This is a genomic window from Bilophila sp. 4_1_30, from assembly GCF_000224655.1.
In the GTDB taxonomy this organism is placed as follows: domain Bacteria; phylum Desulfobacterota; class Desulfovibrionia; order Desulfovibrionales; family Desulfovibrionaceae; genus Bilophila; species Bilophila wadsworthia.
The window spans coordinates 185,729-198,236 of the sequence record NZ_JH114234.1 but is presented as its reverse complement, the minus strand read 5'-3'; the positions used below and the strand labels follow the sequence as shown (position 1 = coordinate 198,236).

Annotated in this window: 14 protein-coding genes and 1 pseudogene; 11 read left to right on the top strand and 4 right to left on the bottom strand. The window is 60.9% G+C overall.

Annotation, left to right across the window (positions count from 1 at the left end; translation table 11 throughout):
* The 6 genes from HMPREF0178_RS22140 to HMPREF0178_RS17025 form a co-directional block, all read left to right on the top strand.
* Positions 1 to 274: hypothetical protein (locus HMPREF0178_RS22140; protein WP_009381082.1), on the top strand; the 274-nt coding region annotated here is incomplete at its 5' end.
* Entirely contained in the window at positions 271 to 1,083 is an 813-nt protein-coding gene (locus HMPREF0178_RS17045; protein WP_009381068.1) for a phage BR0599 family protein, read from the top strand. The genes HMPREF0178_RS22140 and HMPREF0178_RS17045, both read left to right, overlap by 4 nt.
* A 3-nt stretch (positions 1,084 to 1,086) precedes the next feature.
* Positions 1,087 to 1,311, top strand: coding sequence for a hypothetical protein (locus tag HMPREF0178_RS17040; RefSeq protein WP_009381066.1), 225 nt, complete (start codon positions 1,087 to 1,089; stop codon positions 1,309 to 1,311).
* A complete protein-coding gene (locus tag HMPREF0178_RS17035; RefSeq protein ID WP_009381063.1) occupies positions 1,308 to 1,529 on the top strand; it encodes a hypothetical protein in 222 nt (73 codons plus the stop codon). The genes HMPREF0178_RS17040 and HMPREF0178_RS17035 overlap by 4 nt, the downstream gene beginning before the upstream one ends.
* The gene (locus HMPREF0178_RS17030) at positions 1,529 to 4,798 is read left to right on the top strand and encodes a hypothetical protein (RefSeq protein WP_009381061.1); all 3,270 of its coding nucleotides are present in this window, start codon (positions 1,529 to 1,531) and stop codon (positions 4,796 to 4,798) included. The genes HMPREF0178_RS17035 and HMPREF0178_RS17030 overlap by 1 nt, the downstream gene beginning before the upstream one ends.
* A 14-nt stretch (positions 4,799 to 4,812) precedes the next feature.
* Complete coding sequence (locus tag HMPREF0178_RS17025; protein ID WP_009381059.1) at positions 4,813 to 5,073, top strand: hypothetical protein; 261 nt, start codon at positions 4,813 to 4,815, stop codon at positions 5,071 to 5,073.
* An 81-nt stretch (positions 5,074 to 5,154) separates the two neighbouring features.
* On the opposite strand, the gene HMPREF0178_RS17020 is transcribed toward HMPREF0178_RS17025, so the two are convergent.
* From HMPREF0178_RS17020 to HMPREF0178_RS17010, 3 genes are all read right to left on the bottom strand, one after another.
* A complete protein-coding gene (locus tag HMPREF0178_RS17020; protein WP_009381056.1) occupies positions 5,155 to 5,577 on the bottom strand; it encodes a type II toxin-antitoxin system HicB family antitoxin in 423 nt (140 codons plus the stop codon).
* A gap of 39 nt (positions 5,578 to 5,616) precedes the next feature.
* The gene (locus tag HMPREF0178_RS23120; protein WP_009381055.1) at positions 5,617 to 5,802 is read right to left on the bottom strand and encodes a type II toxin-antitoxin system HicA family toxin; all 186 of its coding nucleotides are present in this window, start codon (positions 5,800 to 5,802) and stop codon (positions 5,617 to 5,619) included.
* Between the two features lie 134 nt (positions 5,803 to 5,936).
* Positions 5,937 to 6,680: a hypothetical protein gene (locus HMPREF0178_RS17010; protein WP_009381054.1), complete on the bottom strand. Its 744-nt coding sequence runs from the start codon at positions 6,678 to 6,680 to the stop codon at positions 5,937 to 5,939.
* A 69-nt stretch (positions 6,681 to 6,749) separates the two neighbouring features.
* On the opposite strand from HMPREF0178_RS17010, the gene HMPREF0178_RS17005 reads away from it, so the two are divergent.
* Genes HMPREF0178_RS17005 through HMPREF0178_RS16995 form a run of 3 tightly spaced genes read left to right on the top strand, consistent with a single transcriptional unit; the run spans position 6,750 to position 7,821 of the window.
* Positions 6,750 to 7,034, top strand: coding sequence for a hypothetical protein (locus tag HMPREF0178_RS17005; RefSeq protein ID WP_009381053.1), 285 nt, complete (start codon positions 6,750 to 6,752; stop codon positions 7,032 to 7,034).
* A 20-nt stretch (positions 7,035 to 7,054) separates the two neighbouring features.
* Positions 7,055 to 7,516 (top strand): hypothetical protein, encoded by a 462-nt coding sequence (locus HMPREF0178_RS20635; RefSeq protein ID WP_009381052.1) that lies wholly within the window; start codon positions 7,055 to 7,057, stop codon positions 7,514 to 7,516.
* Positions 7,517 to 7,518: 2 nt separating this feature from the next.
* Positions 7,519 to 7,821, top strand: a complete 303-nt coding sequence (locus HMPREF0178_RS16995) for a helix-turn-helix domain-containing protein (protein ID WP_009381051.1) — start codon at positions 7,519 to 7,521, stop codon at positions 7,819 to 7,821.
* On the opposite strand, the gene HMPREF0178_RS16990 is transcribed toward HMPREF0178_RS16995, so the two are convergent.
* Positions 7,793 to 8,929 (bottom strand): site-specific integrase, encoded by a 1,137-nt coding sequence (locus HMPREF0178_RS16990; protein ID WP_009381049.1) that lies wholly within the window; start codon positions 8,927 to 8,929, stop codon positions 7,793 to 7,795. The two genes, HMPREF0178_RS16995 and HMPREF0178_RS16990, sit on opposite strands and share 29 nt — an antisense overlap.
* A 750-nt stretch (positions 8,930 to 9,679) precedes the next feature.
* Here HMPREF0178_RS16990 and HMPREF0178_RS16980 point away from each other — a divergent pair.
* Complete coding sequence (locus HMPREF0178_RS16980; RefSeq protein WP_009381047.1) at positions 9,680 to 12,100, top strand: acetate--CoA ligase family protein; 2,421 nt, start codon at positions 9,680 to 9,682, stop codon at positions 12,098 to 12,100.
* Positions 12,101 to 12,236: 136 nt separating this feature from the next.
* Positions 12,237 to 12,508, top strand: a pseudogene (locus HMPREF0178_RS21185) (cytochrome b/b6 domain-containing protein); the annotation flags it as partial.

The following is a 12,508-nucleotide window of genomic DNA, read 5'->3' as shown; positions in this document are numbered from 1 at the left end:
GGGCCTTACGCCCGGGCGCGACCGTATCCGTATCGAACTGGCCGACGGCTCGGTCTTCCTGCGGCGCATCGTCTCGGTTGCCGCCGGGCCCGCGGCGGAGGAAATCCTCTCCCTCGACGAGGCATTGCCCTTCGAAAACCTGCCCGCCGCCGAGTTCCGCATCATTTCCTTTCTGACGCTCGTCCGGCTGGCCGGGGACAGCGCCCTCTTCACGTGGCGCTACACGCAATGGGCCGCGGACGTGACCTTTTCCGTCGTGGAGGTGGACGCATGAGCCTCTTTTCCGGCGTGGCGGCCTTCCTGCGGGAAGCGCCCATCGAGCTGTACCGCTTCGAACTTGGCGGGGAAACCTACCGCTATGCGGCCACCTCCGGCGAGCCCTACGTCTATAAGGGAGACGTCTACGCGCCCGAGTATCTGCTGCGCGGAGGGCTCCATTTTTCCAACGATTTCGCCAAGGACGTTCTGACGATCACGCTTCCCGCGACCAATGCCGTGGCCGCGCTCTTTTTCAGCGGGACGCCGGAATACGCCATGCGCCTCAAGGTCTTTCGCGGCGTCCGGGGGGCGGCGGACCTGCCCGCCGTATGGAGCGGCACGGTCAACGGAGCCTCCTTCAGCTTTTCCGACGAAGCCTATACCTGCGATCTAAGCTGCGAGCCTCTGGCGGCGCGCATGGAGCGCAGCGGGCTGATCAGAAACTACCAGATCAATTGCCCGCATACCCTCTACGGGCCGCATTGCCGCGTGGACAGGACAGCCCGCCGCCTTGAGGCGCGGGTTTCGGAAAGTACTGGCTCCACGCTCACGCTCTCCCTCCCGTCCGGGACGGAGGACGGGCGCTTTGCCGGAGGGCAGCTTATCACGGCGGCCGACGGGCGGCGGCGCTGCATCATGGGCAACGCCGGAAACGTCCTTACGCTGGAGCGGCCTCTGCTCCTGAAAAAAAGCGATACGGTGACGCTCTATCCGGGCTGCGACAAAAGCTGGGCCTGCTGTGTGTCCCGCTTCGGCAACGGCCTCAACTTCGGCGGCCACCGCTGGATCCCCACTGAAAACCCCTTCGTCTCGCCCATAGGATAAGCCATGTTTTCATTTCTCGTTTCCCTCGCCATTTCATTTGTCTTTACGGCCATTTCCATATTGCTCGCCCCGCGCCCCAAAACCAGCGGGGCCACGCCCGAGCCCGGGGAACTGGCGTCCCCCACGGCGGACGAGGGCATCCCCATCCCTCATGTCCGGGGGACGCGCTTCGTCTCCGTCAACTGCCTGTGGTGGCAGCCCGAAGGTACCAAGGAGGTCAAGCAATGAGCGGACCCGACGTTTTTGTCCTGCCCGGCGACATCCGGCATGGGGAACATCTGCACTGCGCCGACGGCGTCCGGCGGTTCTGCCTGCGCACCGGAATCGACTTCGCCGCGCTCATGGCCGGGCGCGTCACCGCCGACGAACTGGAGGCCACCGGGCAGCACATGGGCATCGAAACAGCGAAGAACGCCCGCGAACGCGCCCGCCATGAGGAGAATTGATGGGAAGCTCCAAAAAGAAAAAACAGGTCGTCGGCTACGACTACTTCATGGCCGCCATCTTCGGGCTCTGCCTGAAGGCCGACAAGCTGCTCAAGATCGTCTACGGGGATCGCGTGGCGTGGGAAGGGCAAGCCACGGATCAGGAGATCACGGTCGACAGGGCGGACCTTTTCGGCGGCAACAGCACGGGCGGATCGGGCGGATTGAAAGGCTCGTTCGTCGCCAGCATGGGCAAGCCCGATCAGCTGCCGAACCGGGTCATGCGCAAATACCTTGGTGAAGACGTCTACGCCCACCGCGGCCTCGTGACGCTCAGCATGGACAAGAGCTACGTCGCGAGCTTTTCCCCGCAGTTCCGCACGCTCCGGTGCCTTGTCCGGCATACGGCCTATGACTGGTACCCGGACAAGGCGGTCATCGCCGGCACGCAGATCAACCCGGCCCATGAAATCCGCGACGCGCTGATCAACCCCGATCTCGGCGGGCAGTATACGGCGGACGACCTTGACGACGCGAGCTTCCGGCAGGCAGCGGACATCCTCTATGCCGAGAACTTCGGCCTTTCTCCAGTCTGGAACGGCACGGACAAGACGGAAACCTATATACAGAGCCTTCTCGACTGTATCGACGGCATCCGCACCCGCGACCGCGGCACAGGCAGGATACGCCTGCGCCTGCTGCGCGGCGGCTACGCCGCGGCCAGCCTTCCGGCCATCGGGCCGGGGGACTTCTCCGCCCTGACGGATATGGCCGCCGTCAGCCTCGACGCCCTCGTCAACAAGATCACGCTCAAATACACGAAGCTGACGGACACGGGCGAGGAATCGGCCAGCATCACGCAGGAGAACCTTGCCAACATCGACATGCAGGGGGGCCGGATCAACGCCGTGGAAGTCACCTTCGAGCATCTGACCAATGCCATCCCGGACCTTGCCCCACGTATCCTCAGCCGGGAACTGCGGGCGCGCAGCTACCCCCTGCGCTCGTTCACCCTGCAAGGCAAAAGCACGCTGGAATCGCTGGAGGAAGGCGACCTTTTCGTCCTTGCCTATCCCGATATGGGGCTTGAGCGGATGATCTGCCGCGTGCTGGAAGCGGACTACGGCACCCCGGACAAACCCACCGCCACCCTCACCTGCGCGGAAGACATTTTTGGGGCCGACATGCAGCTCATCGCCTCGCCCTCCCCCGAATCCGCGTGGCAGACGCCTTTCGCCCCGCCTTCCGCCCCCACGGTGGTACGGCTTCTGGAACTGCCCCATTACCTCGCAACGTCACTGCTCGATCTCAGCGCGGACGAGGTGAACGGGCTTCCTCCGGCTGCGGGCTACCTCATGACGCTGGCAGCCCGCCCCACGGCCACGGACTACGGCTACATGCACAAGCGCCGGACGCAAAACGGCTGGGAGGATGCGGGTACGGGCGCGTTCTCGGCCTCCATCCTCATGCCCGGCGGCGTGGGCCCCGTGGACGAGATATGGGAAGTGGGGAACACGGCGGCGCTTCCCCTGCGCCTCGACGATCTCGCCTTCATCGACGAGGAAATCGTCCAGATCACGGCATGGACCACCACGGCGCTGCATGTCCGCCGGGGCGTTCTGGACACGCTCCCGCAGTCGCACGAGGCCGGGGCCCGGCTCTGGCTCCCCTCCAACGAAGGCGGCGGGGTCTGTACCGCCCAATTCGCCGCCGGGACGTCGGCCTCCTGCGTGCTCGCCACCTATGGGCCGGGCGGGGTCGTCGATCCCGCCCGCGCCCCCTCCGTGTCGCTCGGCATGAACTCCCGCCTGATCCGGCCCTATCCGCCCGGCGGGCTGCGCATCAACGGCGAGTACCTGCCCGACGAAATCAGCGGGCCGCTCACGGTAAGCTGGCGCCACCGCGACCGCATCGAACAACAGGACGTCGTCGTCTCCCAGACCGCCGCGGACATCGGCCCCGAGCCCGGCACCACTTACACGCTGCGCGTCTATGACGAGAACAACACCCTGAAGAAGAACCTCACCGGGCTGACCGGCACAAGCTGGACGTGGGATACGGAGACGGCGGATTGCGACATCAGAGGTATTGAGGCTGTTTGGTTTTCTACGGATATTACCAACACGGCGGCGACGTCGTTCTCCGTCACGCTGGGCTCAGATGTTCAGGCAGGCGACATGCTCCTCGCGCATGTGCTGCACCGGGACGCGCTGGTCTCTCCTGACGGCTGGACGTTGCTGACGGCCACGCCCCCCGGCGACTCCAATCAGGCCCTGTCCGTGTTTCGCAGGCTTGCCGTATCCGGTGATGCCGGTTCGACGTTCACATGGACGCAGGCATCCTCCGTTCGCCTTAATGTCAACATTTCGGCGTGGCGGCACCCAAGCGGCGTACTGGTTGACGTGTCGGGCTCGCATGTCGATGACGACGCGCAATATGAAAGTGTTTCCCTTCCTGCATTGATGCCGACAAAACATGGCGTTGCGGTTTTCGCCGTATGTAATGTGTATACAAAGGCAAACGACGTGGCGACATACACCACGACAACAGGCAACTTTATCACGCCGTTTTCCGGTAATGATCTACGTCTGGCCGTGGGCAGCGCCAGAGTGGAAAAGAATACAGTTTTCAATGGAACCATTTCCTGCAATCTAAGCGGAGATGTTGCCGACGCCGTGGCGACATCGGCGGTTGTCCTTTATCCCGCGGATGGATCGACACCGCGCCAGTTCAACCGTCAGGTGCGCGTGGAACTGGAATCCGTGCGCGACGGCTACACCAGCCTGCAATGCTGGAATCACACGGTCACGCGGCCAAACGAGGTTATCCCTGATCCGGAACCGGCAAACCTGCTGCTGGCGGCCATGACGCCCGGGACGGCGACCTGCGGCTCGCTGACGGTCGGCATCGATGCCGGCGGCATCATCACGCTGGACGGAACGGTCGGGGGCACGGCGCTGAACATCAAGTACACGGGCGGGCTGGAAATCAATCCCTCGCGTCCGGCGGCGTGGGACAGCGACGCGGCGTTCTCTTCCGGCACTGGGGCGCTGACGCAGACGGTATCCATCGCCGGCGGCACGTTCACGGCGGGGCAGTCCGACTCCATCAACGTGACGACCCGCCACAGCACCTCAGCCATCTTCCTGAACTGCAAGGTCGGAGACGGCATCATGTCCGCCGGCGGCACGCCTGCAAGTCCGGTCAGGATGGGCGTCATCTACCTGCGCGGCGGGACTGTCCTGAACAATCTGAAGCTGGCCGTCTCGCTGACGGAAAACGGCGAGTAAGGCAAGGAGGAACTATGCCGGAAAACGACAAAAACGGCGACGGCTGTACTGTGCTGAGCGGCCTGCACCTGCGGCTCTTCGGTATCGACATGCCCTTTCGGGGCTGTTGCGACGAGCACGATCTGTTTTACGAACAGGGCGGAGGCTGGCGCGACCGCTGGCTTGCGGATCGGCTGCTACGCGAGTGCGTGATCGCCTCGGGACACGCGGCGGCCGCATGGATCATGTGGGTGGCCGTGCGCGTGTTCGGCGGCAGCCATTGGGGGACACAATGAGCCTGCCGGAAGAGCCGGCACGCGGAACGCAAGCCGTAGCGTAAAGAAGCCCCGGAACCTTCCGATTCCGGGGCATCTGGGCTAGGCACCGTACGCCTGTGCCGCTCTGGCGAGGAAGCCGGAACGGGTCATCCCGTGGACGGATGCCTTTTGATCAATCAGGGCAAGCACAGACTTGGGGAAGCTCACGCTGACCCTGACAGGAACCATATCGAGGCTCGGTGCGGCAACGAACTGGTACACGGTGGCGTCGGGCATGGAAAGCCCGCCTTCGGCCCTTTCCGCCGCAACGGCACGCTTCACGCGTTCAATGTCGGACGGTTCGGGGATGTCCTTCCTCTCCTCGGCCATGCTCTGCAACATCATGGCCAGCACGTCCTCCGCCATTTCCAGCGCGTCCTCCAGCGTGTCGCCGCAGGTGAAGCAATTGGGAACGTCGGGGAAATAGACGGAATAGCCGCCCTCGTCTTCAGGGACGATGGCGCAGGGATAATATCTTTTCATGGCAAGACTCCTTCGGGCGGGTTCCCCCGCCCTTTTCTGTTACCGCAGCCCGGCTTGTTTTCTGATGCTTTTCAGTGTCCCTGTCGGGATGTCCTTGCCGCCGTGCCGGGGTATCGGGACTTTTGTCTTTCCGTCGGGGCTTATCGCCAGTGTGTGCCTCCCCCCTTCCTCGAATGTCCAGCCTGCCTCTTGAAGCTCTTTTTTGATTTCACGGGCTTTTGTCATGGACTCCCCCTTTCGTGCCTTTATTTTTATATAATTTTTTACACATCGTCAAGCATTTTTATATAATTTTTATATAAAAATATCCCCCAAAACCTTTCGGTTCCGGGGGATTCACTGCAATATCCGCATATTGCTCATAAAAATGCAGTTCGCACAGACTGTTCCCGTTTCGTGCCGTCTCCGGCCTCCGCGCCGGCGTCGCCGCGCTTGCCGTAGTTCAGGATAAGTTCCTGCACCTGCTCGTTCGTTCCGCCGTGCGCCGTCAGCATGTCGACCATGCCGCGCAGGGTGCGCAGCTCCTGCGGCTCTTCCTCCGCCCGTGCCTCGTGACTCCTGCCAAGTCCCGAGTCGAGCCACGCCGGGGTGACGCCGTAACGCCTGCGGGCGGCCTCCCGCCACAGCTCGGGAAGCGGCAGAGACTGCGGCGGCTGTGACTGCCTGCACGCCATGACTTTCTGTATGTAAGCTCCGGCGTCTGCGGCGGGTATTCCCAGATAGTCGCTGATTGACCATGCGTCTTCCGGAATGCCGATTGCCTGCGTCATCCTGCGGAGCGGATCAATGTCATGCCCGGTTGCCGACTGCATGGCGTCCATGCCTGCCGTCTGGACTGGCCGCGTATCCTGTACGTCGAACGGCTCACCCGTTCCGAAGGCCAGCCACGCAAAAGAAAGCCGCATTTTTTGAGAAATAGACTGTAAATCCTCATCTTTTGGCCAATACCCGCGTTCCCAGCTTTGAAGCTTTCCGCGCGATATGCCGAGAAACGTAATAAAAGCCTCTTTTGTCGGCTTTGAAACACCAAAATCAGCGCAGTGGCTTTTAAAATAATTATATATAAATACAATACGTTTTGAAAATTCATTCTTTTCTTTCATGTTTAATCCTTGCCTATTTACTGCGCATGCAATATACGCTTATTTTATACACAAACGAGGAGGACAGCCATGTCTCGGCCCTACAGCAACGAGGAACGGCGCGCCAGACTCAAAATTTTCATGCGCCGGAACAAGATACGGACAACGGAACTGGCGAAGCAGACCGGGTATTCACTCGGTTACCTGAGCACGGCGCTGGGAAGTACGGGGGTTTATCTGCCCATCCGCATCGTTCTTGAAGAAGCGGGCATTCCCGAAGAACTCCTTCCGCCGCCCAAACCCCGCAAGCCGCGCAAGCAACGCCGACGTTGTGCACATAATGATAAAAAAATATGCAATTCGCAAGCGCAATAAAACCATCGGGGAGCCATACGATGCAACAGCCTGAATCCTTGAAGGGATACAGCCTCGTGTCCGCCATGCGCATGGCCATCGCCTACAGCCACAAGACGGAAGACGAGATCGCCGCCGGCATGGACTGGGGAGCCGCTTCGGCCTCGCGCTTTTTTTCGTCCGGCGACTACTGGCCGGCGCTCCCGAACATTCCCCGCCTATGCCGCGTGCTGGGCAATACCATTATTCTCCAGTGGCTCATGGACAATACGGAAACGGGCGTGCAGCCGGTCAAACCGCTGGACGCCCCGGCGATGCTGCAAAGTCTCGGCGGCCTGTTCGGGCGGATGGGCGCGATCGCTCGCGAGGGTCAGGACGTTCTGGCAGACAACGAGATCGACGCCGCCGAAGCCCGCCGCATGATCCGCCGGGTGCAGGCACTGCTTGCCGAAGGTGAAAGCCTGCTCGCCGGATTGCAGGCCAATGTCGAAAGGGGGAGATGATCATGGACGCATCCCGTTCCGAACTTTCGTCCGCGCTCGAACGCCTCGATCTGGCGGCCTGCCTGAGCATGGGCTTCGCCGAAGCCCTCAAGGGGGTGGGCCGTCTTGAAATGCTCAAGCGGCGGGAGCTGCTGACGCCGCCCGAAGTGGAAGAGCTGTACGGCCTGAAGGAAGGCACGCTCAAGGTCTGGCGTTGCCGCGGGGGCGGCCCCGCCTACCACCAGAGCGCGAAGAACGCGCCGGTGCTCTATTCGCACGACGACATACAGGCGTTTCTCAGCAAGAGCCGGGTCCGCGCGAGCTGAAGATTTCCGAAATCAGGTTGGCGGCGTCCTTTTTGTTGTCCGGCGAGAGCTTGGCGTAACGTTCCGTCATCTTCGCCGTGGCGTGCCCCATGAGCTTCGAGACGACGGTCAGCGGCACGCCGCGCTGGACAAGCAGGGAGGCGTAGGTGTGCCGCAGGGTATGGAACACGACGTGATAGCGCGGATCAGGCTGCCCGTCGTTGAAGCCGCACGCTTTGACGGCGCGCAGGAACGGCTTTCCGGCCCGGATGATCTGCTTTCCCCCCCTCGGGGACGGAAAGACAAGCCCGGAAGGCTCGGAAAGCCGTTCCCGGAGCATGTCCGACGCCTCTTGTGTGAGATAGGCCGTATAGGTTCCGGGCTTTGAGGCGATGACGTCGACGATGCCCCCGGAAAGATTGACCTGATGACACCGCAACCCCAAAATATCGGATAACCGCATCCCGGTATGGAGCGATAAAAGGGCTATATCATGCCAAAGCAGCGACGTTTCGCGAAGCTCGCCGAGCAGGCGGGCGGCCTCATCCTTTGTCAGATAGCGTTGGCGTGCGTTGTCCGGCTGCGGGAGCTTGATTCCCGCCGTGGGGATGGGCCCGTTGTAGATGCCCCACAGGAAGGCCTTCCTGTAGACCCTGCGGATCAGGCTGTACACGTGCAGAATGGTCTGGTCGGAAAAACCGTCCTCGCGCATCCGAGTCCCCATGCGCTCCAGCTCCAACGGCGTGACGGCATTCATGGGCCTGTCCCGGTACAGCGGCAGGACGTGCAGCTCGGCAAGGTTTTTGACCCGTGCCTGTTCCTTGAGCTTGGGCAGGTGCGTCCGCTCCCATTCGGCATAGGCGGCTCCAAAGGTCAGCGTGCGGGAGGCCCTGTCCACGGGACGGCCGGTACGGATTTCCTCCATCCGCTCCCGGCGGACGGATGCGGCCAGCGCCTGCGAAACGCCCTCGGAACGCCAGCCGACTTTCTCCCATATTTTTTTGCCGGATTTGTCCTTGTAGGTGATGTCAAAACAGACGTCGGCCTTCCCGTTGTGCCGTTTCGTGCCACTCGTCCGGCTGTAGACGCCCTTGTCCTTCGTCGGGGTACGCTTCCCGTCTTCGCTCATATCCTGCTACCCTTTTGCTACCCTGCGGCGCATTTTGCTACCCTTTTGCTACCCTGTGGCGCACTGGACAATGCTAGCGGATTAACATTTTTTGCTTCTATAATCAATGAATTAAACGAAACAACGTACCCTATAAACATTTGCAACACGCAATACTCTCGGACTTTTAAGCAGAGAGTCGCAGGTTCGACCCCCGCACGTCCCACCAATTTTTCCAAGCCCTTACAGGTGAAAGCCTGTAGGGGCTTTCTCTTTGGGGATAAGAAAGGGATAAAATTCTCGTCCCAACTAACCTGTAGGACACGCGGAGTGCGATTCGTCACATCATGGTGTGCGACGAGAACGCTCTGTAGCTCCCCCTCCACTATGGTCTGCTGCAATATCCTTCCTCGGCTTTCAGCCATCCGACCTCTTCAGCCGATCCGTTTTTTGCGGAAAGCGTGCTCAAGGCAACGGAAAACGCCGGAACGGAACTCCTCCCCAAAGATCTGAACCAACTCAAGACATGGGCGGAGTTCATCCCGGTCTTGCGTGTTGCCATTGCGCGGGCGAAGCAGGGATAAAGAATCTAATGCTCATTGTGTGCCAAGCTGGATGTATCCCCGGTGCGGGCATATAACCGACAAAAGGCTCCTCCCCAAATTGCAACGCCTCCACCTACAACGAGATTCCCTCTCCAGGCGAAAAAGGATAAAAACGGTTCGGAAGCGACGATTCCCTTTCCGACCGCACAACCAGCTGGAGACTCGCATGAATCTGACTGTTGAATATCAGCCCATTACCGAGCTGTTCCGCAACGCCCACACTGAGGGGCGGCATTTTCTCTATGAATTCGAAGTGTACAATCTGCTGAGCCTTTCCGGTTCGGAAACGCCGCCCAAATGCTCCTTCATCCCACGGAACGCCAAACCGATGGAAGAGGAGATCATGTCCCTGCCCGGCGAAAAGGCCGTGCTGAAAATCATCTCCCCCACCATCGTCCACAAGACCGAAGTGGGCGGCGTGCGCATCGTCCCCAAAACACCCGACAAAGTACGTTCCGCCGTGCGGCGTATGCTCTCCGAGGTGCCGGAACGCTATGCCGAATGGATCGAGCGCTGCCCCGCCTCCGCGCCCGAGAGCTACAAGGGACTGGCGGGAACCGCGCTCCAGAACGCCATCGCCGCAGACCTCAAGGGCGTCCTGCAAGTGCAGTTCATGCCGCCGGACTCCGCATCGTTCGGCAACGAGCTGATCGTCGGCCTGCGCCGCACACGCGAGTTCGGCATGGTCATCAGCGCGGGCCTCGGCGGTACGGACACCGAGCTCTACGCCGAGCGTTTCCGCAAAGGGCAGGCCATTGTCGCCGCACTGACGGAACTGACCGACGGCGATGCCTTCTTCGAGCTTTTCCGCAAAACCGTCTCCTACCGGAAACTGGCCGGGCTGACCCGCGGGCAACGCCGCATCGTGACCGACGACCAGCTTATCGAATGCTTCGAGTCGTTCATCCGCATGGGGAACTACTTCTCCCCCTGCAACCCCGATGCGCCTTTCATTATCGAAGAACTGGAGATCAACCCGTTCACGTTCACGGATTACCTCATGGTTCCGCTGGACGGCATGTGCCGCTTCTCGACTCCCGGCGAACGGGCCACCCCCCGCCCCATCCAAAAAATCGCCAACCTGCTGCACCCGAAATCCATCGGCATCATCGGCGTTTCCTCCAAGCGCCGGAATTTCGGGCGGATCATCCTTGAAAACATCATCGACTCCGGTTTTGACCGCGACAAACTCGTCATCATCCGTGACGGCGAAAACGACGCCAGCGGGGTGCGCTGCGCACCGAACCTCCGTGCGCTTCCTGAACCGCTGGATCTGTTCATCGTCGCCATCGGAGCGGAACAAGTCCCGCCTCTGGTGGATGAAATCATCGAAAGCAGCGCCGCGCACAGCGTCATGCTCATCCCCGGCGGTCTCGGTGAAACGGAAGAAAGCCGGGAAATGACCGAGCGCATGATCGCCCGCATCACCGAAGCCCACAAGAACCTCGCCGCCGGAGGAGACGGCGGCCCGGCCTTCCTTGGGGCGAATTGCATGGGCGTGATTTCCCGTCCGGGCAAATTCGACACATGGTTCATCCCAGCCGCCAAGATGCCGGATTACAAGCAATACCCTCGCCGCCGCACAGCCATCGTCAGCCAGAGCGGTGCTTTCCTTCTGAACCGGTTCAGCCAGACGCCGGAAATGAGCCCGTCCTATCTCATTTCAATGGGCAACCAGACTGATCTCACGCTCGGGGACATGATGCGCCATTTCATGGACTCCCAAGAAGTGGATGTCATCGCCGTCTACGCGGAAGGCTTCAAGGATCTCGATGGGCTCCAGTTTGCGGAGGCCGTGCGCGAGGCCATACGGCGTGACAAGCAAGTGATTTTCTACAAGGCCGGGCGGACGCCCGAAGGCAAGACGGCCACCAGCGGGCATACGGCTTCCCTTGCCGGGGACTACATGGTCTGTGAAACCTGCATTCGGCAGGCGGGCGCGATCATGGCCCGCAACTTCACGGAATTCCAGGATCTGATTCTTCTGGCGGAAACCTTCACCAACGCGACCATCCGGGGCAAGCGGCTCGGTGCGGTCAGCGGTGCCGGATTCGAGGCCGTGGGCATGGCGGATTCGCTCCAGTCCGACGAGTATAGCATGTCCCTCGGGACTTATTCCGAAACAACCCGGCTGGCCATGAAACGGCTCATCGCTTCAAAAGGGTTGGAGAAGCTGGTTCCGATCAAGAATCCCCTCGACATAAACCCCGGCGCGGACGACGAGGTTCATGCCTACATGGCCGAGCTGTTGCTCAACGACGAGAACATCGACGCCGTCGTCATCGGCCTTGATCCCCTCTCCCCGGTCACGCACTCGCTTGCCGAAACGGACATCGATGCCTTCCGCATGGACGCCCCGGACGGCATTTTGACGCTGCTTTCCGATGTCCGTTCCCGCACTTCCAAGCCCATGGTCGCAGTTATGGACGGCGGCGAAAAATTCGAACCGCTCCGCAAAGCCCTCCGCGGGCGGGGCATCCCCGTATTCCCCGTGTGCGACCGGGCCGTCGCCGCGCTCTCCCTTTATCTGGAGTCCCGTTTGGCCGCCGAAGGCCTCAAGCACGCTTCGTATTGTTTGTTGAGGTAGATAAAAGAATCGGGGGGAGGAGAAACTTTCTAGAGAAAGTTTCTCCTCCCCCCAATGTTCCATCAACACAACCCTCTTTTCTATCATGGCGTTCCCCTGAGCCGTTCGCGTATGATGACGGGAAAAGGAGAACCCCATGTCCGTCACGTCCGCACTCGGCAATCAGGCCAAACTGCTCTGGCAATTCCTTGGTTTTTTCCAGAAACCCTACCTGCGGTTCCTGCACGCGATCATCGCCGTCTTGGTTATCCTGCAAATCCTGAGCAGCTTCGCCATGCATATGCTTTCGTCCGGGCAGATCAATCCCGCCCTCAGCAGCTGGCTTGCCTCGTGGTATCATATCCTGTCAGGCTTGCTCGTTGTCATCCTCAGCCTGCTGCTTGCGGCGGACAGCCTCACAAAGCGCGG